The sequence below is a fragment of the Sorangium sp. So ce124 genome (assembly GCF_051525235.1).
Classification (GTDB): domain Bacteria; phylum Myxococcota_A; class Polyangia; order Polyangiales; family Polyangiaceae; genus Sorangium; species Sorangium atrum.
In genome coordinates this window covers 3,208,186-3,233,557 of the sequence record NZ_CP150312.1, presented here as the reverse complement: position 1 = coordinate 3,233,557, position 25,372 = coordinate 3,208,186, and the positions used below count along the sequence as shown (strand labels likewise).

23 protein-coding genes are annotated in these 25,372 nt (G+C 67.5%); 7 read left to right on the top strand and 16 right to left on the bottom strand.

The features are described from left to right. Nucleotides 1-47: 47 nt before the first annotated feature. A complete protein-coding gene (locus tag WMF19_RS12390) occupies nucleotides 48-194 on the bottom strand; it encodes a hypothetical protein (protein WP_437899273.1) in 147 nt (48 codons plus the stop codon). A 790-nt stretch (nucleotides 195-984) separates the two neighbouring features. On the opposite strand from WMF19_RS12390, the gene WMF19_RS12385 reads away from it, so the two are divergent. Beyond that, nucleotides 985-1,395 carry a DUF6968 family protein gene (locus tag WMF19_RS12385; protein WP_437899272.1) on the top strand — a complete coding sequence of 137 codons (411 nt, stop codon included), beginning with the start codon at nucleotides 985-987 and terminating at the stop codon, nucleotides 1,393-1,395. A 493-nt stretch (nucleotides 1,396-1,888) separates the two neighbouring features. Here the strand turns inward: WMF19_RS12385 and WMF19_RS12380 are convergent, their stop codons facing one another. The 5 genes from WMF19_RS12380 to WMF19_RS12360 all read right to left on the bottom strand — a co-directional run bounded on the left by WMF19_RS12380 (nucleotide 1,889) and on the right by WMF19_RS12360 (nucleotide 5,612). Continuing rightward, on the bottom strand, nucleotides 1,889-2,149 hold the full coding sequence (locus WMF19_RS12380; protein ID WP_437899271.1) for a hypothetical protein: 261 nt from the start codon (nucleotides 2,147-2,149) through the stop codon (nucleotides 1,889-1,891). Nucleotides 2,150-2,474: 325 nt separating this feature from the next. After that, on the bottom strand, nucleotides 2,475-4,064 hold the full coding sequence (locus tag WMF19_RS12375) for an IS1182 family transposase (protein WP_437894432.1): 1,590 nt from the start codon (nucleotides 4,062-4,064) through the stop codon (nucleotides 2,475-2,477). A 100-nt stretch (nucleotides 4,065-4,164) separates the two neighbouring features. Continuing rightward, nucleotides 4,165-4,788 carry a transposase gene (locus WMF19_RS12370; protein WP_437899270.1) on the bottom strand — a complete coding sequence of 208 codons (624 nt, stop codon included), beginning with the start codon at nucleotides 4,786-4,788 and terminating at the stop codon, nucleotides 4,165-4,167. A 195-nt stretch (nucleotides 4,789-4,983) separates the two neighbouring features. Further along, on the bottom strand, nucleotides 4,984-5,319 hold the full coding sequence (locus tag WMF19_RS12365; protein ID WP_437899269.1) for a hypothetical protein: 336 nt from the start codon (nucleotides 5,317-5,319) through the stop codon (nucleotides 4,984-4,986). A 95-nt stretch (nucleotides 5,320-5,414) separates the two neighbouring features. Continuing rightward, nucleotides 5,415-5,612, bottom strand: a complete 198-nt coding sequence (locus tag WMF19_RS12360) for a hypothetical protein (RefSeq protein WP_437899268.1) — start codon at nucleotides 5,610-5,612, stop codon at nucleotides 5,415-5,417. 133 nt (nucleotides 5,613-5,745) lie between these two features. On the opposite strand from WMF19_RS12360, the gene WMF19_RS12355 reads away from it, so the two are divergent. The 5 genes from WMF19_RS12355 (at nucleotide 5,746) to WMF19_RS12335 (ending at nucleotide 10,315) form a co-directional block, all read left to right on the top strand. Continuing rightward, nucleotides 5,746-5,898, top strand: coding sequence for a hypothetical protein (locus WMF19_RS12355; RefSeq protein WP_437899267.1), 153 nt, complete (start codon nucleotides 5,746-5,748; stop codon nucleotides 5,896-5,898). 665 nt (nucleotides 5,899-6,563) lie between these two features. Next, the gene (locus WMF19_RS12350) at nucleotides 6,564-9,230 is read left to right on the top strand and encodes a hypothetical protein (protein WP_437899266.1); all 2,667 of its coding nucleotides are present in this window, start codon (nucleotides 6,564-6,566) and stop codon (nucleotides 9,228-9,230) included. A 378-nt stretch (nucleotides 9,231-9,608) separates the two neighbouring features. Further along, complete coding sequence (locus WMF19_RS12345) at nucleotides 9,609-9,755, top strand: hypothetical protein (RefSeq protein WP_437899265.1); 147 nt, start codon at nucleotides 9,609-9,611, stop codon at nucleotides 9,753-9,755. Between the two features lie 6 nt (nucleotides 9,756-9,761). Beyond that, on the top strand, nucleotides 9,762-10,097 hold the full coding sequence (locus WMF19_RS12340; RefSeq protein ID WP_437899264.1) for a GH25 family lysozyme: 336 nt from the start codon (nucleotides 9,762-9,764) through the stop codon (nucleotides 10,095-10,097). Beyond that, the gene (locus WMF19_RS12335) at nucleotides 10,094-10,315 is read left to right on the top strand and encodes a hypothetical protein (RefSeq protein ID WP_437899263.1); all 222 of its coding nucleotides are present in this window, start codon (nucleotides 10,094-10,096) and stop codon (nucleotides 10,313-10,315) included. Before WMF19_RS12340 ends, WMF19_RS12335 begins: the two co-directional genes overlap by 4 nt. A gap of 78 nt (nucleotides 10,316-10,393) precedes the next feature. Here WMF19_RS12335 and WMF19_RS12330 read toward each other — a convergent pair whose 3' ends face one another. The 4 genes from WMF19_RS12330 to WMF19_RS12315 are packed head-to-tail and all read right to left on the bottom strand — an operon-like array spanning nucleotide 10,394 to nucleotide 12,318. Next, nucleotides 10,394-10,921, bottom strand: a complete 528-nt coding sequence (locus tag WMF19_RS12330; RefSeq protein WP_437899262.1) for an MOSC domain-containing protein — start codon at nucleotides 10,919-10,921, stop codon at nucleotides 10,394-10,396. 50 nt (nucleotides 10,922-10,971) lie between these two features. Further along, a complete protein-coding gene (locus WMF19_RS12325) occupies nucleotides 10,972-11,487 on the bottom strand; it encodes a hypothetical protein (protein ID WP_437899261.1) in 516 nt (171 codons plus the stop codon). 30 nt (nucleotides 11,488-11,517) lie between these two features. Beyond that, on the bottom strand, nucleotides 11,518-11,898 hold the full coding sequence (locus WMF19_RS12320) for a VOC family protein (protein WP_437899260.1): 381 nt from the start codon (nucleotides 11,896-11,898) through the stop codon (nucleotides 11,518-11,520). Nucleotides 11,899-11,907: 9 nt separating this feature from the next. Next, on the bottom strand, nucleotides 11,908-12,318 hold the full coding sequence (locus tag WMF19_RS12315) for a hypothetical protein (protein ID WP_437899259.1): 411 nt from the start codon (nucleotides 12,316-12,318) through the stop codon (nucleotides 11,908-11,910). 138 nt (nucleotides 12,319-12,456) lie between these two features. Between WMF19_RS12315 and WMF19_RS12310 the strand changes: the two genes are divergently transcribed. After that, the gene (locus WMF19_RS12310) at nucleotides 12,457-12,792 is read left to right on the top strand and encodes an ADP-ribosylation/crystallin J1 (protein WP_437899258.1); all 336 of its coding nucleotides are present in this window, start codon (nucleotides 12,457-12,459) and stop codon (nucleotides 12,790-12,792) included. Nucleotides 12,793-12,977: 185 nt separating this feature from the next. On the opposite strand, the gene WMF19_RS12305 is transcribed toward WMF19_RS12310, so the two are convergent. From WMF19_RS12305 to WMF19_RS12280, 6 genes are all read right to left on the bottom strand, one after another. After that, on the bottom strand, nucleotides 12,978-13,964 hold the full coding sequence (locus WMF19_RS12305) for a hypothetical protein (protein ID WP_437899257.1): 987 nt from the start codon (nucleotides 13,962-13,964) through the stop codon (nucleotides 12,978-12,980). After that, nucleotides 13,964-14,644, bottom strand: coding sequence for a PD-(D/E)XK nuclease family protein (locus tag WMF19_RS12300; protein ID WP_437899256.1), 681 nt, complete (start codon nucleotides 14,642-14,644; stop codon nucleotides 13,964-13,966). The genes WMF19_RS12305 and WMF19_RS12300 overlap by 1 nt, the downstream gene beginning before the upstream one ends. A gap of 586 nt (nucleotides 14,645-15,230) precedes the next feature. Beyond that, the gene (locus tag WMF19_RS12295; RefSeq protein WP_437901619.1) at nucleotides 15,231-16,457 is read right to left on the bottom strand and encodes a PD-(D/E)XK nuclease family protein; all 1,227 of its coding nucleotides are present in this window, start codon (nucleotides 16,455-16,457) and stop codon (nucleotides 15,231-15,233) included. A gap of 2 nt (nucleotides 16,458-16,459) precedes the next feature. Next, complete coding sequence (locus WMF19_RS12290) at nucleotides 16,460-22,264, bottom strand: DEAD/DEAH box helicase (protein ID WP_437899255.1); 5,805 nt, start codon at nucleotides 22,262-22,264, stop codon at nucleotides 16,460-16,462. Continuing rightward, nucleotides 22,261-24,363 carry a UvrD-helicase domain-containing protein gene (locus WMF19_RS12285; RefSeq protein WP_437899254.1) on the bottom strand — a complete coding sequence of 701 codons (2,103 nt, stop codon included), beginning with the start codon at nucleotides 24,361-24,363 and terminating at the stop codon, nucleotides 22,261-22,263. The genes WMF19_RS12290 and WMF19_RS12285 overlap by 4 nt, the downstream gene beginning before the upstream one ends. Continuing rightward, on the bottom strand, nucleotides 24,360-25,361 hold the full coding sequence (locus WMF19_RS12280) for a hypothetical protein (protein WP_437899253.1): 1,002 nt from the start codon (nucleotides 25,359-25,361) through the stop codon (nucleotides 24,360-24,362). The genes WMF19_RS12285 and WMF19_RS12280 overlap by 4 nt, the downstream gene beginning before the upstream one ends. Nucleotides 25,362-25,372: the final 11 nt, after the last annotated feature.

Sequence of the window (25,372 nt, the reverse complement as noted above, 5' to 3'; positions counted from 1 at the left end):
GGTCCATTCTCCGCCCTCTCACCACAGATTTCTAGGGGGAGCCTGTCTCAACCGACGTTGGCACAGAGGGTTGCGGGTTGCTCGACCTTCTCGATCGAATCGATGTCGAGGATCAGCGCCTTGGCCTGCTTCAGGGCCTCAAGATGGCTGAATTCCGGCCCTGTGTTGAACAACCCCACGGTGAGATCCACCACGGTTTCGAGGCGCTCCTTGGCCGATTTGCCGGAGAGATCGATCTGCTTGGTGGTGAGGGGGCCCGCTTCGAAGCTCGCGTGACCGGAGCATCGCCCGCCTCACCCTCGTACTGCGAGATCGAACGACCTTGGCCGTGGACATGCAATACTTCTTGTGGTTCCACACGAGCCTGTGGTCGGAAATGCCGTACTTCCGAGCAGTGCGCCGGGAGGAGAGCTCGTTTGTTCGGAGGATTCGCTCGATCTCCGCACGAGCCTCATGTCTGCAAACTGCACAAGCCATCGCACGTCTGGAAGTATGACGCACGAAATAGAACAAACAAGCAATTACGGATTTCCTACGTCAGGATTTTACGCTGAAGAGACGCGAAGAAGGGCGTCGAACAGCCTGGCAGGCTCGTCATTGACGTGGCCAGGGGCCGGGCTCCACGTGCTCCTCGGGGGAAGCACATGAGACGGCTGCTGTGGGTGCTGGGTCTGCTGGGAGTTGCGGGGATGGCGGCGACGATGGGATGTGGAGCATCGCCAGAGGTGGACGGATCTGAAGCGGCCAGCAGCGAGGTCGAACTGCCTGACTCCTATAGTGAGTGCGTTGCCGCCTGTAGGAACGGTCAGCTCGCGATGGAGCAGTTTTGCCGGGGGGCTACCTGATCCACGCATGAGAGCGACCTGCTGGTTGGCTGCAAAGGGTGGCATGATCGCCTGCATCAACTGGTGCAACTGGCATTTCGGGGAATAGTAGACGGCTACCACTTGACCGATCCCGGGAACGAGCGGCAGGCTACGTCCCATGGTTCCCATAGACAACCCCATCGCCGAACGTCGCCTCACCGTCGTTGACGACCCCGGTCGTTCGGTGATGGTAGCGATCGGCCAACCTCTGGAGGTTCAGCCGGGTCAATGGGCGTGCCCGTTCACCATCGACGGCATCCCCGAGCGTCGGTCGGATCGAGGTCTCGGGATCGATGGCATTTCAGCCTTGCTCAACGCCCTCCATGCCATCCGGTATGCGCTCGAAGCTTCCGGGGTTCGCGTCTCTTGGGAGGGAGGGGAGCCGGGGGATACCGGCTTCCCGAAGCTGATGCACTACGCTTTCGGGTTCACGTTCTCCCAGAGGATGGAGGAGCTCATCGACGAAGGGATCCAGAAGCTCGTCGATGAGAAGAAGAAGGCGAGCGGGGGGCAGGGAGCTGCGGGCTGACGCCCTGATCGAGCACGGGCCCGGACTCCCCTGATTGCTCACGCCTGCTTGCGGCTTAACGTGAGCAACGGGAGCGACGCTCTCCACGATCACCAGGAGAAATCTATGAGGCTGACGTCCATCGTTGCGCTGAGCCTTGGTACCATTCTCGCATTCGCAGCATGTATTGGTGCGCCTGTGGATGACACCAACGAGAGCGACGACCTAGAGATTTTCAAAGAGACGGCACAAGCCCTATGCGACCATGGATCCGGGTACTATTGTGTCGGCAACGTTCTGACCTGGCAGCAGAAAACGACCAGCGGCTGTAAGGTCATTTCCGAGAAAGTCTGTCTGCTGGGGTGTGTCGACGCAGGGCCCGGTCGCCATGACTATTGCACCGAGTACGCTGGCGATTGAGCACATTGACGGTTCCCATGGGCGCGCCGCCAGGGTTCGGTGCGGTCGGCGTGACCACGGGTGTCGATCGCCGCTTACAGTCTGACGACGGGGGCTACACCGGCACAGGGAAGAGCCTGCGGGTCAGCAACGACTCGGCCTCCTCAAACGCCTCCTCCTCCGTAGCAAAGCTCCTGCGCTGCCTGCGAGGCGAGATGATCTCGGGATCGCCGTCCCCGAGTTCGGAGTCGAACTCCAGGCGGGCGAGCCATCCCGTGGAATCGTTATCGGTTTCCACGCCGTCCTTGTTGACTCTGTAGGTCTCGATGGTGGCGGTGATCGAGCAGGTGTACGTCTTCGGCGTTTCATTGGGCATGTGCTTTCTTCTTTTGGGTGCCGTCGAGTGCATAGCCCTTGATTCCAATCCCATCCAGTCCATTTCGGATACCCCCCCTGTCGATTTATCCGATCCCAAAGTCTGCAAACCCGGCGAGCATCATATTTTCGCGGGGCTCTGGGGGGTCTGCCGCGCGACTTCTCGACGCAGACTTTGGTACCCGGACAGGCAAAGTATCCATCTCGATGAAGACTTTGGGGAGTTGGGCTGGTATACAGAGACTTTGCCCCACCGCCATGACGGACCGCTCCGAGCCGTCGAGCTAGAGCGGCGAACACATTGAAAACGATTAAATTACGGCAGGTTACGCTGCCTGCTGCATCAGGCGTTGGGCCGCCTCGAGATTCTGGATCGCTGCTGCGCGCCGGAGGTCGAACAGATTTCTCCTGGCGCCGATGTAGCGTGCAGTGTGGCCCTTCCGTGCCGCGATGTGGGCGAGCGCATGCTCCACAGCCACCCGCTGGCGGAGCACGGCGCGACCTGCCCCCGTCTGCTGCAGCTTCCGGAATTTGCGCTGCAGAGCCTCGTCCTCCGCGATGGACACGGTCCGCCCCCGTCCCGAGGCGGCTTGGGTGCACCTAGCTCGGAGGGGGCACGCGCCGCACTCCTCAGGATCAAACTCGACCGTGTCGCCCGGCTCGAATACCTCGACCTGTCCCGCCGGACAGGTGATCGTCTTGGTGCGCAGGTCGATCTTGAAGTCGCGCTTGCTGAACAGGTTGGGTCTGCGAGCACGCTGTCCCCAAGGCTTCGAGAACACCTGGCCACCGTCGCGGATCACGTCGTCAACGACGGGACTGTTCACATAGGCGCGATCGATATGGAGCTCGCCGAGGCGCAGCCGCTGACGTTGGATGTCCTTGGCGATCGGTGCGGCCCCCTCTTCTTCGGGGCGATTCGCTGGCGTGACCGCACAGGCGACGATGACGGGAAGGTCCAGGTCGCGTGCGATATGTTCCTTGTAGCCATCGAACCTCTTCGAGCGGCTCTTTCTTCCGTGGCGCATCTCGGCGTCCTCAATGGAGACACGGCGGTCAGCTGCAACACCTTGACGGATGCGAACGGTCCCATCCTCAGCCGTTTCCAGGTCTTGGTCCCGAACCTGTGTGACCGCATCCAGATAGAAGCGGAGCGGCTGCTCGACAACGTCGTCCAGATGGCGGTCCACCCACTGCTGCAGGGACGAGACCTGCCGCTCCAGGATCTGAATCGCCGCCGCCTTCTGTCTCGGGTCGCTCCAATCGAGATCGAGCCCGGCCTTGATGCTGGGAGCCAGAAGCAGCGGGATGCCCGCCTTGCGACAGATCTCCTCGGGCGGGCGCTCCGTGATCTTCGACACGACGCGGACGATGCTGCGTGCTGCATGGCCGAGCAGGTTGATCGTGTCCTCAACCCGCCCGGCTCCCGCTAAAGGGCGGCTATCGATGGCCACGCGCAGCGCTTTGGACACCGCCCGCTTCTCGCTCGCCGTCATCGCGCCCGACCGAACGAGCGCCACGGTCCGCTCCAGCAGCACCCGGTCCATCTCATGCTCGACCATCCGCTCTCGGAACGCCTGCAGCGCGCCCTGCGCGAACGCGGGCGTGGCCGCCCCCAGGCAGCCGAGCACCATCTGCCAGCGAAGGTCGACGATCGACAGCTCCACCGCCTCGGCATCCGATGCGCCGACGTAGCCTTGGAGCAGCGTGACCATGCACATCAGCGCCGGCGGATGCGGCGGCTCACCTGCTCCCGTGGTCCGGTACATGCTCTCCAACTGCTCCTGGAACGTCTCGTCGAATAGCTCGTGCCGGTGCAGCCTGAGAAAGCCGAACAGGGCTCGCACCCGGGTCAACCGTTTCATGAGCGCCTGTTCCTGCCGCGACAGCTCCACCGGCGGCAACCATCGTTCCATCCGTGCACCTCCAGGCGCGGACGAGATCATGGCCCGCCGAAACCGTCGAGCCTTCCATCGAAGCGCTCGGGATTACCACAAAATCAAACTGATCGGTCCTCTAGTGCTCTGACACGATTCTGTTGAACCGGTCGGACCCGAAGACTCGCTCGGCCTCGCGGACGGTGAACTTCCAGTTGATCTTGCGGCGAGCTCGGTCCGCAGCTGCGTTCCACCTCCGCACGCGAGCCCGGAGCGCCGCGAGCGTTGGGATGCGGTTGCGGCCGAGGCACTCCCCGGACACGAGGCTGGCCTCGATCTCCGCAGCGTTCAGCCAGCTCGCGTGCTTCGGCGTATGGTGGAATTCGAAACGGGAGGCAAGCGCGTGGCCCGGCTCGGCCCCGAAGGCCTTGATGAGCGATGCAGGGGTGTGAGTGTTGAGGTTGTCCAGGACCAGATGAATCCGACACGCCCGCGGGTAGGCACGGGCAATACGCTCGGCAGCGAGGGCGAAGGACGGACGCGTCCGGTCCTCCGTCGCGTGGGTGAGATGGCGCCCGGTCTTCGGCTCCACGATGCAGAAGATGTTGGCCGTTCCCCGACGCACGTACTCGTAGTCGATCCGCCGTGCGACGAGCATGCCCAGGGGGCCTTCCCGCTCGCGTTGGCGCAATGCCCGCTGCTCCTCCTGGCGGAGCTGGAGCCCCTTGAACCTGGGCCTCGGCTGCTTTCGTTCGTCGCTCACGCCCGCCTAGACGCACGAGCCGGGCGAAACGGATCGTCAAAACTGAGGGGCGGCACTAGCGGGCATCGGCCTCGGGCCGACCGAGCTCGCCAGCCGCCTCGGCGTCCCGGTCCCGACCGCGGCATCTCGGCTTTGACGAGGGCGGCAGCTCCTCGGCCAGATGCTGGCAAGGGGAAGGCGATGAACAAGGGGCGGCTAACCCGATACCGTGCACCCTCGCAGCAACCTGTATCTCTCCTGGTGCGCCTTGATCCTGAGGGTGATCTGCTCCCAGGGAAGGGGCTGAGCTTCACCTGAGAGGGTTCGTCGCAGCTCATGATGCAGGTCGAATACGACGATCTGCTGGAGCGCATCTCCCGGCGCGACCGGGAATAGCTGATTGCGCATTCCCGTGGTCGCATAGACGCCGGTTTCTGGAGTGATCTTCATCCATGCCAAGGCGTGACAGTTGTCCTTGTCGTCGGCTCCAATGATGAATGATGGGGCGCTTTGGATGCACTTCCCCGCCTCCCTGAGCGCTTGGATCTCCATTTGGACTTCAGTTGTCAACCACAAGGGGAACCGCCGCTTGTGGTCGGACCAGGACACGAAGAGGAAAGGGTCGAAGGGTTCATCCCACGGGACGACTACCGGAAGTGCTCGGAGGGCAGGCCGCTGCCCTCGATGGGCAGGACCTCTTTCAGTCCGACCTTGGGGCACACGCGGGCGCCGAACCCGCTGCACGTCTCCTGAAGCCTGGCGTCGGTAACCCTCTCGTAATCGTCGACCAGGAGGGACTTGAACGTCGGGGACTTCGACGAGTCCTTGGGCGAGGGCTCGGACATCCTGGCGATCCTAACACGCGCTCAGCCGGGCAGCCTGGACACTGGTCGCGTGTGCAGTAGACTTTTGTATGGACCTGGACGATTTGATTCGAAAGTTGAATCACATGGCTACTCCACAGGGCCAGCGGAGCTCGTGAAGAAGGACTACGCGCACATCCGGTGCCCCGAGCATGGCGGCTCGACGATGGCCGAGCCGGACCCCGCGGAGGAGGGGCGTTTCTTCTACTCGCACTGCTGCGAGAAGCTCCAGCAGCTCGTCCACGCCGAGAGGGCTCGCTCGGGCTAGCCGTGGCCGTGCCCCGATCCCGTTGCCTCACCGTTGCCACGCCGGGTGGGTCGTAGCGTCCCGTTCTGTCGCGTCCCGTCCGGTAGCCGATGGGGGCTAACCCTGCGGAATGACCTAGATTTACCTAGCACCCCCGGCAAGAATTGAACTTGCGACCTTCGGTTTAGGAAACCGCTGCCGGGCGATCGGCGCCGCTGCGGGATCGAGCCGTTTTCTTAGCTATTTCGCGGCCTTGAAGGTGGACAGGACGGGACTGCAGGGGACGGGTGTGGACGCGAGATTTGGCAAAGATTTGGCACGGGCTGGCAGCTCGGCACCTACCATCGACGTGAGCCAGATCGCATTTCTGCACCTGCTGACGGGCTCGGTAGTGGGTGCCTACGCGGGTTCGAATCCCGAGCGGGGTACGCCCGGTGGTGCACGCGCCGGATCGCGCGGCCAGCCTGCAAGGTGTACGGCTTCCGGTGGCCCTGGGGGTGGTCGCGTGAGACGCCTCGATCGCCTCGTCGTCGCTGGGCCAGCGACGTCCGTCCTCGCACCGGGGGCTGGGAACCAACCCACCAGGCGAGCCCAGCTCAACCCACAAGGGAGTACGTCCTGCGGCCGCCTCGGGCGCCTGACGTCGACCATACGGGACGGTGCGGAGGCCTCGTACCCCGGACGCAGTGAAGGGCGCGATCGCGGCGGGCGCGATCGCGGCCGGATCACCCGGTGGCGTCGGGTCGGGGTGGTGCGGCGCGAGCGATGCGTCGCGTCAGATGCAGGGGTGCTGCGTCCGTGTTGGTGCGGCGGGCCTACAAGAACGGCCCCGGCGGCACTTGCCGCTCCTGATGGATCGGCTTCCACTTCCACGTGCGCCCAACGAGCCTTCCGCTCAGGAGCAACAGCACGGATACCAGCGGCGCCGCCACCAGGCGCAACAAAAGCACCAGCAGCGCCCGGAGCAGGAAGCGGGCGCGACCCATCCTTGGGGCGTAAAGAATGGCGCACGGCGCAGCGGCCGAGACCCTTCCGGCGACCCGCGCCTCGTAGCGGCCGGACCACGGCAGCAGAAGGAACCCTCGATGAAGAAGTCGGCTCGAAGACGTCACCCCACGGAGAAGCGGGTTGCTCGCGGCACGCGGCGCCGCCAGGGCGCGGACTTCATCATCGACAAGGAGATCGCCGCACTGATCCCGAGCCTCTCGCCGGAGGAGCTCGCTCAGCTCGAGCGCAGCATCCTGGCCGAGGGCTGCCGCGAGCCGCTCACCGTATGGGATGACGGGAGCAGGAAGGTCCTGCTCGATGGGCACAACCGCTGCCGCATCTGCCGCCGCCACGGCGTGCCGTACACGATCAAGTTCATCAAGCTCGCGGACCGCCATGCAGCGATCCTGTGGGTCGCGGAGCACCAGCTCGGGCGGCGAAACCTCACGCCGGCGGCGTACGCCTTTCTGCGGGGGAAGCTGTACAACGACATGAAGCATCAGGGTTCCCGCAGCGACCTGACTTCTGGCCAGAGTGCCCAGAAGTCGACGACCGCGCAGCAGCTCGCGGCGCAGTACAAGGTCGACGAGAAGACGATCCGCAGGGACGGTCGCTTCGCCGCGCAGCTCGACGCGCTCGCCGACGCCGTCGGCGCGGACATCAAGGAGGAGGTGCTCACGCGCGGGGCGCGCGTCTCGCGCGCCGACGTTGCCCGCCTTCTCCAGCTCGACGAGCAGACCCGTCGTCGAGTCGTCGCACAAGTGAGGCAAGGAGCTCGCGCCTCCGCGCTGCTACGCGAGGCGAAGCGAGGCGTCGACGAGGACGTGCACGAAGAGCCGGAGCAGACGCGGCAAGGCGTCGATCGCGCTCGATGGAACGTCGCCGTCGAAGACACCCTGGAGCAGATCGCGCTCGTTGAGCGCGCCCTGCGCAACACGCCGCCCGGCAGCCTCTCTCAGGAGCTGATCGTCCGTACCAGCGCGTTGCTGAAGGCTCTCGAGGCAGCCCTCGCGACGCATCGCCGGGCGGCGGTACCGGAGCAGCATCGACCGCATGCGGACATCACGGGCGCCGTCGAGGCCGTGATCGGGCTTCAGAAGATCCTGATCGCCGACGATGCACTGAAGATCCCCGGGCTGGGGCTCGAGGAGCTTCGCGAGGGCGAGGCGCTCGTCGAGCCTCTCGCGGACATGGCGAGGGCGATGGCCCGGCTCTCTCGTCCGCATCACGGGCAGCGCCGGGGCACTCCTCGACGGCCGGTGACCTTCCCGAACTTCGTGAAGGAGTTACAACCCATTTTGCCCCCGAACAGTGCGCTCGCCCGAGAGCACGGGGACGTGCTGCGCGCCTTCGAGGTGTTCGATCTCGCAGGTAGGTACCTGTGCAAGATCGAGCCAGCTCTCGAGCACGTGTACAACGAGTGCGCGACGAAGCGTTCCAACAACCCATCGAGCGCTGCCATCTGCGACGCGATCGATCGGTTCGTCGAGCACCGCGGCTACGCCATCACCGCCGGCCAGTACACGTTTCTTCACCATCTCGAGGCGCGAGGTGTGCCCTCGGCGTTCTTCCGCGACGCAGAGGCCGCGTTCGTGCGAGAGGTCATGGAAGGAATACAGCGTACAAACCTCGCCTTTTTCGACGAGATCTTGAAGCGTTCGCCGAGCCTGACCCAGTATGCGCCGGCCGCGAGCAGCTCCATCAAGTTGCCCCTCACCGAGCCGCTCGACGAACCAGGATTCAAGGAGCTGTGCGAGCATTTGAGGGACTGCGTCGCGTGCATGGAGAACGGCTGCGAGCTTCTCGCCGAGATATACCGCGGGAAGCCCGTGCCGCCCAGCATTCAGGATATCTCGCAAACGACCAGCGAGATGGCGCTGCGGTGCCGGCCGATGATTGACGGCACGTTCACCCATGCCGACCACTTGCGCGCCTGGGGCGTCGATCCGTCGACGCATGCTGCCAACCGGGCGACGCCGGTGAGCAACAAGGGCCGGGCTGCGCAGAGCACCGAGCCGCCCCTGCGACCTCCCGCGCGACAGCAGGCGGCGCAGCAGCGGCCAGAGGCACCACGCTCCAGTGAAGACACGCACACCGGACCGCTGAACCTCCTCCCCGCCGCCGCGCAGAAAGAGTTCGGCGTGATACTCGGTCGCTACGTGGTGCATCGTCTGCGGGAGCGGGTTGAACAAGAGATCCGGAAGACGGACTGGTCGGAGGACGTGCAGGAAGCCGCGCTCCAACTGTTCTGGGCCATGGCAGGCAAGCCTGCGCCGTCAGCGCCGTCTTCACCCGACCGCGTCGAATTGCCCGATCCGTGCTCGCCGCGCGGGCCACGAGGTCCCCACGTGGGCGTGTCACCGTAGGTCGCCTCCCGCGCCCACGAAGCGCTCCCGCCGGGCGGCCTGCTCCTGATCTGCGAAGAGCTCCGAACCCCCAGGTGCCTCGCCGCGCAGTTTTTCTGGTCCTACTTCCTGATCGGCATCGACGGCTGCGTGAGCCGCCTGCGCGAGGCCTCGTTCTACCTCGACGCGCTCGTGGAGATCGGCTTCGAGCCCCCCGAGATCCTGCCCGGCCCCTTCGAGCTCATTGTCGTGCGCAAGCGCTGAACCCCCGCGTCAGCGGCGCGCCCGCGGCACGCCGGCGCCCATCCTGAGATCGCGGACCTGCGCGAGCGCCGCTCACGCGTAGCGGCGCCCGAAGTCCACCTCGACTTTGGGCAGGTAGCACGAGAGCATCGAGGGATGAGCCGTCGCCTCCGGACCGCGCTCGTCCTCGCCGCGCTGGTCGCCGCCCCCTTCTTCTGGTGGCGCTTCGACCTGCTGTGGTGGGTGCGCCGCGATCACCCCGTGAGCGTCGACGTCTCGCACCATCAAGGCCCCATCGACTAGCCCCGCGTGCGCGCCGCGGGCGCCGCCTTCGCCTTCCTCAAGGCTACCGAGGGCGGCGATTTCGTCGACCCTCGCTTCGCGGAGAACTGGCGCGGGACGGGGCGCGCCGGCCTGCTGCGGGGCGCCTATCACTTCTTCACCTTCTGCCGCCCGGGCCGCGATCAGGCCGCGAACTTCGTCGCCTACGTCCCCCGGGATCCCTCCGCGCTGCCGCCCGTGATCGACCTCGAGATGGGCGGCAACTGCGCTGCGCGCCCGGCGCCGGATCGGCTGAAGGCCGAGCTCGACGACTTCCTCCGTGTCGTCGAGCCCCACTGCGGAAAGCCGCGATCCTCTACATGACCGAGGAGTTCCACGCGCGGTATGGCGCCCTCGCCGAGGGCCGCGCCCTCTTCCTCCGCGAGCTCTTCTTCACGCCGCGCTGGCCCGAAGGGCGCGCGTGGCTCTTCTGGCAGTTCCACGACGGCGGTCACGTCGACGGCATCGACGGCCCGGTCGATCTCGACGCCTTCGCGGGCCCGGCCGATGATCTGCACGCGCTCGCGCGTCCGGTGGAATAAGCACAACGCGGACGCCCGGGCGAGAAGCGCCCGGGCGTCGGTGGCCAGCGGCGGATCGCCGCATGGGCAGGGCGCCGATCAGGCCACCTCGTCCTCCGCGACCACCTGCACCGCATCCCCCACCCGCGCTCGCCCCCCGCGCAGCACGCGCGCCGTGATCCCGCCGTGCCCGCGCATCGCCTGGAACCCGCCCTCGCCGAGCGCCTCATCCATCTTCGAGCACGGCTCGCACGGCCCGGTTCCCTCGAGGACCACCTCATCGCCAATCGCGAAGCGGAGCCCCTTCAACGCAAAGAGGTTGATCCCCGCGAGCACGAGGTTCCGCCGGACGAGCTCGGGCGTGACCGCGTCGCGCCTGACGAGCGACGCGACGACTGGCAGGTGCTCGTGCTGGACCAGCGTGACCTGCCGCTTGCCGCCCACCCCGCCCGAGCTGGCCGCGCGATCGCCCGCGACGCCGCGCCCTTCGATGAGCTCGACTTCGGGGAGCACGATCATCGGCGCGCCGTGCGCGGGGCGGACGCCGATCCAGACCAGGCGGCCCGTCTGCGGCACGTGAGCGAGCCGCTCGCGCAGGGTCATCGACGACGTGTCCTTCCGCGCCATGGGCGGGAGCATGGCACACGCGGTCCGAGCGGGCGGCTTGGGCCGGCTCGCTAGCCCGACATCTGACGCCTGAGCTTGCGCAGCGCATGCAGGCACTTCCGGCATTCGTCGCCAGGGCGAGGAGCCCACGCGATCGTCACGTCGCAGATGCCCCCGCATGCAGCCTGCGCGAGAAGTCGCTGGCCGTCCCGCGACGGGAACAAGGTGGCGTCGCTCGCCTCGAACCAGTGGGTCGCGCCGACCGAGAACCAGCCCTGCCCGAAGCTCATGCGAGGCGGCAGGGGGGCCCGCGCTTCCGGGAGCTGACAGCGATCTCCGTAGAGACGAAGGCACTCGGGGCAAATGGCGTCGCCGTGCCGTTCGTATGCCGGGCAGGCCCAGGACGGGCGGCGACTCATCGAGACGGCTTCCGGCCGCAGACCACGATGTGCACGACGCCAATCGTGGTGGTTCGCCTGAGCCAGGTCAACAAAGAGGCGATCTTCCCACAATGCCGATCCCAACGGGTTCGCGATCTGCGCCGGCTTGGCGGCCGACGTCGTGACGACGTGCCCGCTCGAGCGCATCGCTGCAGGCGTCAGGCGGTGAGGGCGCGACTACGGCACCTCGCGGAGCTCGATCGCGCGCCCGTCCGGATCCTCGACCAAGACGCGGCGGCCCCAGATGTCCCTCGTCGGACCGGAGAGCACCGGCGTCGACCATCGAGCCAGAGCCGACAAGACATGATCGATCGATGCCACGCGGAAGCCGAGCAGGGTGGCGCCCACCTGCATGCGCTCCGGCGCCGAGCCAGGTTGACCCGGGTAGATCTCCAGGATCATCCCACCCAGGTTGCAGGAGAAGTGCGTCGGTCCGCTGCCGTGCTTCTCCTCGACGAAGTCGAGACCCAGGGCGCAGTAGGATGAGAGCGTCCGCGCGACATCGGAGGTACGGATCACAAGGAGCCCCAGGGAGACGCCTGCAGCCGGCATGTTCATGGCGGGCCTTCAAAGTAAGACGGCGCCGGCCATCGCACCAGGACGGCGGGGACGATGTCGAATCGGTCGGCGAAGCGCTCCGGATAGATCGCCGTCGCTGCGATCTCGGTGCTGTCCACGAGCCGAGGCCTGGCCGGTTAAAGAAGGCGTTGCCATCGGCGACGTCAACCCGACCGCGCGCACGTCGGCGAAGGAAACCGCGCAGACCTCGCACAAGTTCTGCGTGATGATGAGATCCGGCCGGAGCTCGCGCAGGCGCTCCTCGTCGACGTGGTAGACGCTGAGCCCGTCCGCGACCAGGGCGCGCACCCGCCGATCGATCTCGGCGGACGTCGCCTGCGGGTTGACCCTCGGGCTCGTGAGCACCGGCCGGCCCGACACCTCGGGCGGGAAGTCCCACTCGTGGCTGACGCCGACCACGCGGTCACCGAGGCCGAGGGCGAAGCAGATCTCCGTCGAGCTGGGGAGTAAGGAGACAATACGCTGGGGCGGGAACATCACGGGCCGACCGTGAGAATATGTCTCCCGCGCACCCAGGGAAGCCGTACGCTGCCGGCCATGGCGCCCACCGGCTCCACGACGACGCTCTACCGCCCGGTCAGCCAGGCCGAGTTCGACCTCATCGCGGCGTCCGGCTGCCGCCGCTTCCCGCCGCGCCTGCCCGAGCAGCCCATCTTCTACCCGGTCTGCAACGAGGAGTACGCCACGCAGATCGCGAGCCGGTGGAACACCGTCGAGGGCAAGGTCGGCTACGTGACGCGATTCGCCGTGCGCAGGGACTTCCTGGCGAACTACGATGTGCACATCGCCGGGTCGCGCGTCCACGCGGAGTACTGGACTCGGCCGAGGATCTGGAGGGGTTCAACGACGCGATCGTGGGCACGATCGAGGTGATCGGCGAGCATCGGGCCGATGGGCAGGGCGCAAGATAAGGAGGCGGCCGTGGAAGGAGCGTCACTCACCTCGCCGACATCGCCATGCCGTGCAAACCGCACGGAGCGGTACGGATGGCTCGTCCGCGGGCAGGACACGCGCGATCCGTGCTCCCGGCCGTGAATGTCGTACGTTCTGGAGGCAGCTCACCCGGCAAGAAACGTCTTGAACACCTGCGCCACCAGGTCGCAGAACTCCTGCGTCTTCCCCGCCGCGGCCATCTCCTGCACCGCGCTGGCTTCCAGGAGGGTCGCGCCCGGGCCGTCGTTGAATGTCCGCGCGCTGCCACGAGCGAGAGAGCACAGCGCCTGCCAGCGCGCCTCGTCGCTGGTGGTCGGTCCGTACGCTGCGAATACCACGTCACCGTTGGGCATCGCGGTCACCCAGAGATCGTCCGTCTCCTCATTCTTACGCTTGACGCACAGGTAACGGCCATCCTCCCACTCCTCGAGCTTTTGCTCCTTCGGGTCCCATTCCCACTTCCCCTTCACTTCGAGCTCATCCCGCCGCGTTGCCCGCACCTCAAGCAACCGCGCCCGCGCCCATCGGTACGGGTCGGTGGAGCGACGCACGAGAGCAATATCGTCCGTCATGCGCTGGGCCGCCTGGCAGTAGGTGACGACGTTCGCCACGAGGCGATGGACGAGATCCGTCGCGCCGAGCTCTACCGGGACGAAGCGCAGGTAAACAACGTCCGGCTCAGAGGACATCCGAACTTTCGCCGGATCGTACACCTCGCCCGGCAGGCTCGCGGCAGCGTCGCGCAGCGGGTCGAGGAGAGAGAGGGCGCCGAGTTCGCGAGGAATCGTCGCGCCGGCATCGAGCCAGAGCCACACGCAACAGGAGCCGGGCACACCGCGGCTCGCTCCCGGATACACCTGCACGACGAGCCCCCCGAGCTCACCGAGATCTTTCGGCCTCCACTCGGCGATCGGCTCAACCAGTGAGTCTAGCTCCTTGTCCGCCCAGATCGTGAGCTCGAACGCGCCGCTGGAGAGCGCCTTCACCCGCTCGGCAACGTCCGCCAGTGTCTGCTTGAGAAACTGGACGTAATCGTGCCGCGTCGCCTCAAGCACGTCGAGATCGCGGTCGTAGGCCGCGAGTGCCTCGTTCCATACAAGCTTCTTCCCCATTAGCCCCTCCATGGAGCTTCGGCCTCGCCGAGCCCTTCAAGAATCTCCTGAGCCTCGCGCGCGTCGCGGCTTCGGAATCGGCCGCCTCCGCCAACGCGAGCGAGCAGCGCCTTCGCCGCGCGCAGATGATTGGCGCGCCCGCTCCGATGGATCTCCTCCGCGACGAGCAGGCACAGCGCCCGTCCCCACGCAGTCATGCCCTCGGCTTGGGCCGCCGAGGACACCCACCGCGCGAGATCGCGGTGCACTACCATCCCCGTCCAGTTCGGTGGAACTTCACGATCATGGGGCGCAGCCAAGAACGAGCACGCTTCGACAGCGCCACGCGTCTTGGCCAGGCGCTGCAAGGCATCGTGGTACTCCTCGTACTGCCTGGAGCCCTCGCCGCTGGACACCTTGTTCTCGATCAAGAGGAGCGCCCGCGGGGAAAGGACGAGCAAGTCCGGCACGCGCGACGATCCCGCGCCTTCCGGCCACCGCATCTCGCTGCGCACCGTGATCTGGCTCTTGAAGTCGGCCAGATCTGCTTCGAGTTCCTTACACCCCAGCCCGCGCGCGATCGCGAGCAGCACCGCCCTGCCTGCGCCGTGGTCAGCATCGACGGAGACCAACCATGCGAGCGCGCGGTTGTGGTGCCGCTCGCTGCCATACAGACCCATGACGTCGAAGAGCGAGGGCACGAGGCCGGTCCTTTCCGCCCGCTGGACGGCCTCTTGCAGCGCATCGATCCACCGCTGCGGATCGATCGCGCGCTCACCGAGGCGGGCGACGGCGTGGATCCGACCCGCCGCCTCCTTCCGCTGCGCCGCCACGCGAGCCGCAGCCGCGACCACGCGAGCGATGGCCTCGGTAAATCGGTCGTTGTCCATGCGTGTCACCTGCGCTCCCTCCCCCCGCTTACCTGGAAACCGAGTTGCTAAACAGGACGTTCCGCCGGGTCGCGCATGTGGGCTGCGTCCCCGGCGGGCGCCCGGGCACTGCCTCGCCTCTGCCGAGACGTGCCAGATATCCGGCACGGGGGTGACCGGCGACTGCTGGTCCGTGACAATCCCGCGAAGTCTTGGCGCTCCTGGGCCCTTGGGGCCACCGATCGGGCGATCGTCGGCGAGGGCGACGGCGGCCGGGCACTTCTCGGCGGCGGCGCTGACCTACGCCCCGGCGACCGACGAGGTCTCGCCGATTCGCGCCACCTGCTGCCCGTGCACCCGAGGGTTGGCCGGTCCAGATTCACGCGGTTTCCGAGGAGCGTCGACAACAGAGCCATGGTTACTCCTTCGCCCCTTTCGCGGGTGTGGGTGTTGAAGCAGAGCTTTGCAGCGCATCGCCGCCAAATACCTCCGTGGTCCTCGTGATACGGAGCGCGGAGGTGCCCTCTTCGCGCCTGGCGTTGACGAGGCGGAGCCGCCGGCCCGTCGCCAGGGACCCCTGCACGGGCAACACGTCTGCATCGCAGACGACGGTGAGCTCCCGGCCGGCGCGGTCGCGCGCGATGAATCCCGTACGGCTCACCATGTTCTGGATGACCACCTCCAGGTCGATCCATTCGCTCTGGCGCTGGTCCTCACCGGACCCTCCGCTCCACTGCCAGTAGTCATCACAGAACTGCCGCACGCCGCAACCCGCACAGTGAGGCCCGAGGCTCGCTCCCGCCGGCTTTCGCGAGAGGCCCTCCTGGCACCGGCGGAGCTTCTCCTCGAGCTCTTCCTCCACGCGGACGAGCTCTGCTTCCGTGACCGGCCATGCCTCGACACGCGCGCCGTAGCGGAGCTCGATGCCCGCGGCCAGATCGCCCGTGCTCCGCCACCACATCAGCGCGTAGAGGAGCAATTGCTCGCGGTACTCGGGCTGCGAGGCTCCGGTCTTGAAGTCGAGGATCACGGTCCGACCTTCGCGCCGCACGACCAGATCGATGAAACCCCGGATCGGGAGCCTCGGGTGGCGGATCTCCTCCTCGGACAAGAAGCCCTGCGCCTCCAGAAGCTGGAGGCGAGATCCGGCTTGCCGGATGGCCGCCTCGCGCTGCTGGGGGAGCGGCGCGAGCCTCGCGGCCTGCGCGGAGATGCTCGTGTACTCCTGCCGGAAGGCCTGGGAGACCCTGTTGTAGACGTCCCGCGCGGTTGCCTGGAACCGGAAACCGAGCGCGCGGGGGTTGCCCGCTGCGCGATCCTCGACCCCCTCGATCAGCCTGCGCGCCGTGCCGAGGATATCGAACTGCGCGATGGCCACCCGGAAGGCCTCTGTTCCGAGCTCTGGGTAGCCGGCGAGGGCCATCGTGCGGAACAGGCGGCTCAGCATCTCGTGCACGATGACCCCGAGCTCGGCGGGCTCGCTCGGCCGCTCCGGGCAGCGCGCCAGGTTGTCGTATCTCGAGCTCGCAAGCTGCCACTGCCGCAGGCACGCCCCCATCCGCTTCAAGCTCGAATAGCTGAATGTCTCCGGCGGGCCCGCCCACTCCGTCGGGCCCGTCAGGCGATAGAACGCCGGCGCCTCCATAGTCACCCTTCCTCCACGCCGAGGAGCTTGCAGGCGCGCGGCAGATCGTGGAGCAGAGTGTGCGTATCGAGGGCCACAACCGGCGTCATGGTGGCCTGTGCTTCCTCGATCGCTCGCGCCCCGACGACGTCGGCGTCGACGAGCGGGTGGTGGACGTCGACCCAGAGCTCGCCTCCGGCCAGGTCGAGTCGGAGGGGCACCGGCGCCATCGTGGAGGCCCCCAGCTCGAACCGTACGCCACGCAGCGAGAGCAGCTCGGTGAGCGGAAGGAGCGCGGAAAGCGCCTCTTCGGGGGACACGGAGGGCACGGCGCCCTCGAGCAGATACTCGAGCAGCGCGATGCCCAGCCTGCGATCGAGCGAACCGTGCACGGTCTGGTTATTGTAATGACGAAGGCAGCGGTGGCACGACGAGGTGCAATCGCAGCCGCCGAGAAGTTGCCTCGCCTCCTCGAGAATGGCCCCGAGATTTCTGCGGACCTGATGGGTGTAGCCGGCGCCGCCGGGGAGCAGATCGTAGAGGTAGAGGTCCGCCTCGCGCGTGACGTCGCCGGGAACGGGGTTCCAGTTGCCGGCGAGCTCGCCCTCGTCGATCTGCAGGATGCGCGACGCCGCGAGGCAAAGGGCCTCGACCAGCGAGGTCAACGCCATCCGCCCCGCGCGGCCCGAGCGCGGCGCATCGACGGCGCATTTCATGGGTGAGGCGAGCGTGAGCCGCAGGAGGAGCACATCCGTCGGGAACTGGTGGCCCATGTAGAACGGTCCGGCGACGGTCCCCGTGCACTGGCCGCCCTCCTCGATGGGGTGCGTGTGCACCTTGGCGCGGCCATCCTTGCCCACCAGGCGAGGCGTCGTGAACCCCGGACCGAAGACCGGCTCCGCCGACCCGCACGCGGGGCACACGTGAAAGCCACGGTCCCCGACGCCCTTGTTCACCACGACCATCGTCTCGGGCTGCGCGAGGAGCCTGATCCGTCCGTCAAAGCGCACCTCGTCCCATCGCCTGACGGTCTGCACCTCGAGCTTCGCGGGCGTCGACATCCCCGCGTAGCTGATCGCCCCGCCGCGATCGATATCGCGCTCCTTGTTCACGTCGGGCGCGAAGCCCTCGGGCCGGATAAAATCGAGCGTCGCGAGCTGGGGCTCGCGGCACACCGGGCAAGCTGGGAGCGTGCGCGCCGCAGCGTCCAGCGTCATGTACCCGCACGACTTGCAGGCGCTGTACGCGTTCACCCGGGCGAGGACGTCGCGTACCCCGGGTGGATAGGGGGAGTAGAGCGCGGCCGACTCGAACCGGAACTTGTCAATCGTGAGGGTTCGTCCCGGTGCATACTCGGAGAGCGCGATCTGGAGATCGCGCTGCGGACTGTAATCGAAGCGGCGCTTGTAGGTCTTCGCGCCGGGGCGCCGCCGCTCCGGTACCCAGAACGAGACGGTGTCCGTCGGGAACGCGTACCGGGGCAGGATGGCGCGGTCGATGAGCGTCTGCAAAAGGTGCTCATCGAGCTGCATCTCGAGGCCGGCGCGCTGCGCGTCGTCGAGCCCCTCCGCGCACGCCAGGTCGACCGGCAGATCATGCTCTAGCCTCTGCACCAGCCGCTCGATCGCGCCGTCGATCACGCCCTCCGCGTGCGTCTTCTTCCCGAACCCATGGCTATACGATGGGATCCACGCGCGCAGATCAGCGAGGAGCCGGGCGCGATTGCCATGCAGCCAGGCGACGAGGCGCTCGAGCGAGCAAGCCTCGCCCGAGGTGAGGAAATCGCGGACCGTCCCGAGGGACGCGAAGAGCTGATAGGATGGGCCGGTCGCGGCGACCGTCTCGTGGAAGAAGGCCTGTACGAGGAACGCATGCACATGCCGCTCGAGCACCTTCTGGTTCTCGATGTAGACGACCGGAGGACGGACCTCGCCGGAGATAATGCGCTCCGGATGCTCGTAATACCAGGCGTCGTGCGAGCCGCCGTGGGCATAGGTGATCACGGAGGCGATCGTGCGGCCGCGCCGCCCGGCCCGCCCGGCCCGCTGCTGGTAGTTGGCGACGTGCGGCGGCACGTTCCGCAGCGCGACGCCGGTGAGGGCGCCGATGTCGATGCCGACTTCCATCGTCGTCGTGCAGCTCAGGACGTCGATCGGAGGCTCGCCCTCGACCCGTACGTCCTGGAAGCGCAGCTCGTACTTCTCCGTGGTGGAGAACGCATCATCATCGTTCAGATTGGAGAGCTGGGCCGAGTGCTCCTCGGTCGTCAGCCCGAAGGGCTCGCGGGAGTCGCCCTGCAGGGCGCGGTGCACCTGGTCCCGGTAAAACCCGTACCGCGCGTCGAGGTACAGCGCGTCATCCTCGACCGCCATCCGGCCGAGGCAGTCGGTGCAGCGGCCGCGGATCTCGTGCACGTCGAGCCGGCTGCAGCTCGTGCAGCGCGACCAGCGCTCGTCGGTGCGGGGGCGCAGGACGAGCAGGTTGGGCTGGAGGTAATAAGCGTCGTTCATCAGGACGAGGAATCCCTTGCTCCTGACAAGCGAGACGAACCACGCGGCCACCTTCTTCGCGTTCTCCTCGCCCACGGTGGCGTGCATCCACTCGCCGAAGCGGATGGGGATGAGGTCATTCTTCGCGTCGAGCCGGATGCCCTCGGGCCGCTCCCAGGGCTCTCCGAGCTGGCTCAAGCTGGCCCCCGGCGGCAAAAAGCATTTGCGCTCGAGCTGGGCGCGGAGCCAGGCACGAAAGAGGCCCCGGACCTCCCCGGCGGACAGGCCCACTTCCGGGAAGTCATTGAAGAGGTAGCCCAGGGCGGGCTCCTCCTCGACCGTCGCGAGCCCCATGGCCTGGAGCGAGAAGTACCTGTCGGTGAGCTCGGCGAAGAGGCTCTTCGCATACGAGAGCGTGGCCTGGATGATGTTCTGGGCCGCGTGCTCGAGGAGCGTCTCGAGCGGCAACGACCGCGCCTGCGCGAGGTAGGCGTGGAACTCGCCCTCGTCCGCGGCCGGGAACAGATCGATCCCCCGTCGCGTGCAGACGCGGAGCAGCGCGGGAAACATGCTGCCGATGCGCGGCGATCTCCCGATCGTCTCGAGCTCGCGCGCCGCGAGCAGGAGCACCTGACGGAAAGCGTCGCGCGAGTGGCTCATCTCGAGCGCGGGCGCGAGGCGCGCGGCCCGCTGGCGTCCGTCGCTGAAAACCAGCACCTTGCGTCCCTCGTTGGGCAGGTGGGGGTCGCGCTTCTGCGGCGGCTGCTCGGCAAATTGTGCCTCGATGAGCGCGGTAAACGGCTGCTCGCCGCGGGTGCGCAGGTCCGTGATGAAGGCCCTGCGCAGCACGGTGAGGGGCAGTCCAGGGGGCTGGCAGAGCGGGCAACGCGTGAACTCCGGCTTGCGGCGCCCGGTCTCCCTGTCGCGAGGGAGCCAGATGCGCCGCACGCGGGGGTCATTGGCGTCGCTCGCCGGGACGATGTGGCCCGTGGCGAGCTGGATCGCGGCCTCCTCCACGCCCTCCTCGTTCCGGGGGCGGGTGGGGAGGATCTCGATGGTCTCCAGCTCGCCATCGAGCTCGCCCCAGAGGAACCGGGCGGAGGCAGCCTGGCCCTTCGGCACCCGGGCGAGCAGGTACGCTCCGCCGCAGGTGCGGCACGAGGCGAGCTCGAAGACGCGGGCGCCGCAGGCGTCGCACTGGGTTCGCGGGGTCGCGAAGAGCTTGCCGAGCGGCGCCTCTTCGCCTGGGCGCTCCTGCCGCCCGCAGCAGCGCGGGTCGATGCAGGCGTAGATACCCGCGAGGCCGCGAAACATCATGTGAATGCGCGTCGGCAAGAGGCTCGCCTCCGTGGGCGAGCGCCGCGCCAGCGTCCCGAGCGAGAGGAGCACCTCGGTGGCCTTCCGCGCGACAGGGCTCTCCGGAAAGAGCGCGCTCGAGAGCTCGCCGAGCGGCCTCGCCCGCTCCGAGGTCAACGCGAGCGCCTGGTTCAACCACGGGCGCCCCTCGAGGGCGCGGACCAGGCGTGCGGGGATCTCGGCAGACGAAGGCCGCGATTGCGCATCGCCGAGATGCCGGAGGATCGGCTCCACCGCGTCGACGAGCGCGTCGGGGCCAGCATCGCCTTGCAGGGCCGGCAGATGCACGCGCGCGAGGACCTCGGCGAGCGCAGGATCCCCTGGCGCGGCCGGCGAGGGCTGCTCGCGCACGCCGAAGACGACCTCGAAATGCTCGGGCGGCTTTCCCGTGAGATCCGCGGCGAACCGGCGCGCCGTCTCCTGCGCGTCCCCGCCACCGAGCGAGGCGCTGGTGCAGATGACGCGGACCTTCTCCGGTTTGTCGATGACGCCCAGGCGCGCGAAGAGCCGCCGGAGCAAAAAGGCCACCTCGGCGCCCTTGGCGCCCCGGTACATGTGCGCCTCGTCGAGGACCAGCAGGAGGCTCGCGCCAGGCTGCTCCAGCCAGCGCCGCGTCTCGTCGAAGATGGGCCGCTCGAAGGGACGCATGAGCATGTACTCGAGCATCGAGTAGTTGGTGACGAGCACATCGGGCGCCCCGCCGCGCCCCGTCTCGGGATCGTGCACCATCTCGTGCCGGGTGAGCAGCTCGCGATCATCGCGCCCGGTCTGCAGCCGCTCGGGCCAGTTGTGCTTCGTGTAGGGCTGGCCCTTCTTCTTTCCGGTCTTGTAGGTCGCCTTCTCGGCGCGCTCGGCGGCAAGGAATGCACGCAGATCCTTGGCCGGAAAGCGGCCAAGCTTCTTCAGCTCGAGGGCCAGATCCGCTGGCATCTCGAGGTATTTCTTGAGGAGCGGCTCGACGCTCGCCCCATCCTTGCCGGGATTGCGCGGTCCTGGATAAGGCGTGCGTCCGGTGTACATGCCAAACAGGGGGTGGCGGCGGCCCGGCCCGAGCTCGCGGAACTGGTGCATCACCGCCGTACTCCCGAGGAGCAGGCGCAGGCGCGAGATCTGGTCGTTCACGAGCGCGTTCATCGGGTAGAGGATCAGGCCCCGCACGGCCCGCGTCGCGAAGCTCTCGGGGCGCGCGGTCGCCTCCTCGTAGAGGCGCGCGAGCAGGGGAACGAGGAAACATTCGGTCTTGCCCGACCCCGTGCCCGTCGCGACCACGAGATCCTTGCCGTCGACCAGAAAGGCGCGGAAGGCCTGCTCCTGGTGCTTGTAGATCTCGGGGAAAAGCAGGCTCCTCTCGGGATCGTAGTCGGTCCTCGTTCGCGTCAGCCGATCGAGCAGCCCGGCGATCTCTGGGGGTAGGCCGAAATCGTCGTACGTGCCGCGGAAGACGTGGTAGCGCGGCGTGGTCTCGACGAAGGGCTCCTGCGAGAGGAGCGTGCCGTGATCCGTTTCATCGAGCAGCACGCGGCGCGCCTTGATGAGCGTGGCGTCGCTCAGGGGATAGGCGCTCTCGATATAACGTCGAAGTTGACCGCGGAGGCGGTGCGCGAGGCGGGTCGGGGTGTATTTCTCGTCGTCGTCGGCGCGCTCAAAGACAGCGAGCGGAGCCGCAGGCTGGGGAGGCTCCTGGGGTGGAGCTGGCTTTTGCCTCGTCTTGCGCGCCCCGGAGGGCTCGGCGTCGCCCACCCTGTCCAGCCATTCGCCGAGCGCGTTCGCGACGGGGCCCTCGACGCCCTGGAACGACTCGACCAGCGACTCGGGCTTCATTCCGGCGAACAGCGCATTAAGGAAGGCCGGCGTGATGGAGCGGACCCCCGCGAAATCGAAGACGTCGCCGGGCTTGAGCTTGCGATGGAGGAACTCCGCGTCCTCGACGTTGCAGAGGCCACCGTCCTCCTCTGCATACTTGTTCATCCGGAAAACGGTCACGACGCCTCCTCGACGCTCCACCGCTCGCCCCCGAGGCGGGTGACGGCGATGTCCTCGCAGCCTTCGCGCTCGATCAGCATCAGGCCGCGCATGGCACGGGTGCACGCGACGTAGAGGAGCCGGCGGTGGTGCCGCATGGCCTCCTCGAACGCGGAAGGCTCCTCGTAGTCGGCGGCGATCGGGTAGCTGCCCGGGCGCAGGCCAGAGACCACGACGATCGGGAACTCGAGCCCCTTCGACGAATGGAAAGTAAGAACCTTGATCTCCGGCGCCCCGAGATCGAGGTCGCGCCCCTCGAAGAAGCGCGCGGCGAGACCCGCGGCCCTGAGCCCCATGGCCATCGCCTCGCCGGTCGCCCTGTCCGGGACGAGCACCGCCGCCGCGTGCATCTGGATGCGCAGGTGACGGGCCATCTGCCGGATGAAATGCGCCGCCCAGTGGGCCTCGCGCGCGGGAGGCGCGCCGCGGAGCAGCACGGGCATGGGGCCCTCGTGAGGGCTCGTCGACGCGGGAAGCTCCTCGTCGGGCTCCGGCTCGAGGAGCGCAAACGCCGCCGTGTCGATCTCGACGGTCGAGCGATAGTTGCGCTGGAGAATGGCTGTCCGCCCCTTGAACATGAGCCGCGGATCCGCGCTGCTCCAGCCTGCGCCGCGCGAGTAGATCGACTGCTTGGAGTCCGCTGCGAAGAACAGACCTTCGGGGCTCTTGGCGAGGTGTGCGAGCAGGCTCAGCGCCACGGGTGGCAGGTCCTGGGCCTCATCGACGAGCACGTGTTCGAAGCGTTGCTCGTCGTCACAGGTGCGGGCCATCTCGGCCGCCTCACGGCGTAGCGCGCCGAATGTCTCGGCGCCCGAGGCCTGAAGTCTCGCCCGGAAGGCTTCGTAAAGCTCCCACACGGCGGCGCGCATCTTCGCTCCCAGCGCCACGCCGCGCCCGGGCCGAGGCGCCGCCTCGTACTCCTCCAGCGTGCGGAGCTCGCGCCCTTCGATGATCCACGTCATCTCGTCGAGCAGATATCGATCGGAGATCCTGGCGAGGGCCCGAGCGCGGAGCTTGCGCTCGAACATCGTGGGCCCTGCGGGCAGGAAATTTTCGCGCACGGCGGCGAGGACGGAGAGGGGGTCCGTCTCGATGCGCTCGATACGGCGCCGCCGGGACACGATCTCGCGGGCCAGCTCGTCGCATGTGGCAATGCGCACGCGCTCCATCTCGGCCGGCGTGAGGATCTGCTCGAGGAGCTGGCGGCTCGCGCTCTGCAAGGCGCGCGTGTACGTGGTGAAGAGCGCGGTCTCCTTCCCGGTCGCATGCGGTTGCCTGAGCACGGCCCGCACGCGGTAAAGGGCCACGGTGCTCTTGCCCGTTCCCGCGCCGCCCCGCACCATCGTGGGCCCTTTCAAGGCCCAGGTCGTGAGCTTTTCCTGGTCCGGGTCGAGCCGGAGCAGGAACGAGAAAAGGGTGCCCTCCTTGAAGCGCAAGAGGTCGTGCGGGTCGTGGACCGCGAGGTCGGGCTGCTGCACGACCTCGCGGAGCGGCCTGGGGAAGAGGTTGTCGACCACGCACTCGATCACGTACCGCGGTACGTCCGCCGCGAGCAGCTCGTCCTCGTTGGTGCAGAGGAGCAGGGGCGGGTAGTGCCTTTGCGGGATGTGCAGGGAGGCAAGCCATGCAGGCGTGATCGGAAAAGGTAACTTCTTGCTTGGCGCGGGCGCGGGCGCGTCGGCAGAGAAGGCGAGAGGGGGCCTCTCCGAGGGAGTGTCCAGGACCTCCGCCTCTTGCTCCTCCCCGCGCGGCGGGAGAGCCCCCGGGGCCTCGGCGCCGATCGCAGCCGTCTTGTTGCCGTACGTGCTCGAATCGCGCCGGCGGATGGCAATGAGGCGGATCCACGTATCGCCGAAGCTGTAGAAGACGCGGTAGTCCCCAACGCGCAGGCGACAGAGGCTGCCTTTGCCTTTGAGCTTCTTCTTCAGCTTCCCGTCGGGGATCGGATCGTCGACGAGCCTGGCGAGCTTTTCCCAGAGCACCGCGGCCTGCTCGGACGGGAAGGCCTGGATCTCGTGGGCGCAGCTCGGCTTGATGTTGAGCTCTCGCCGATCTCTCACGGCTCCCTCCGCGCCTCCTCGACGGCGGCACCGAGCCGCTCCCGGAGGAGCACCGCGGCTTGCTCGAACGCACCTTCGTCCAGCAGAACGCGCCGCGGTTCGTCGAGCATCTCGCCCACCGCGGCGAGAAGGCGGTACTCGGCGGCTGGAAGGAGCACCGGCAGCGCGATCTCCTGCCCGCCATCCGTCCGCGTCACGTCGAAGCGCACTGGTAGGCCTGCGGCCGCGTCGACGGCGAACATCGTGCGCCTGGCCTCGTCGCCCGTGAGGGGGACGAAGGCTCTTTTGTCTCCGGAGGTGCGCGCCCATGCGTACGCGGACCATCCGCCTGTCTGGCGCGCGCGGACGAGCGCGGGCTCGTCGCCGAGCGGCACCCTCTCCCACCGCGCCGCCCGGGAGGCGTCCTCCCCCTTGGGCTTATAGATCCCGAGGTCGTCCCAGGAGAGGGCGCTCGCCCGGTCCTCGAAGCGCGAAGCCGCGTCGAGCCGCGCCGCGAGCTCGCCCAGCCAGCGATCATGGGGCGCCGAGCGATCAAGCCCCGCCCAGCGAGCGACGTCGCTCACGCGCCCGCTACGCTCTTCGACCCACGCTTGCACGGCTTGATCTTCGGAGACAGAGAGCCGTCGGGGAAGCCCTGCCATGTGCCCGAGCGTGCTCATCTCGCTCGAGGGCAGCGTCCCCACGAGGAGCCAGCGCCCTGCGCTCACGCGCACGCCCCGAAGCGGCGCGCAGGCCACCTCTCCGCCAGGACCGGCGCTGAGGTCACCGATCGCTTCGAGCGTGCGTACGATCTCCCCGATTCGTTCCGCTGTGACGCCGAAGAGCGAGAGCAGCTTCTCGACCCGCTGCACGAGCACCCAGCGCAGCGTCTGTCCGAGCGCGAAGAGCTCCGCGCGGGTCACCTCCGCGATGACCTCGGTCCCGCGGTCGGGATGGCCGCCGTAGCGGTCGGCGACCCGTCTTGCGTACGAATCGGGTGTGAGGACCTCGAAGCGCATCGTCATATCCA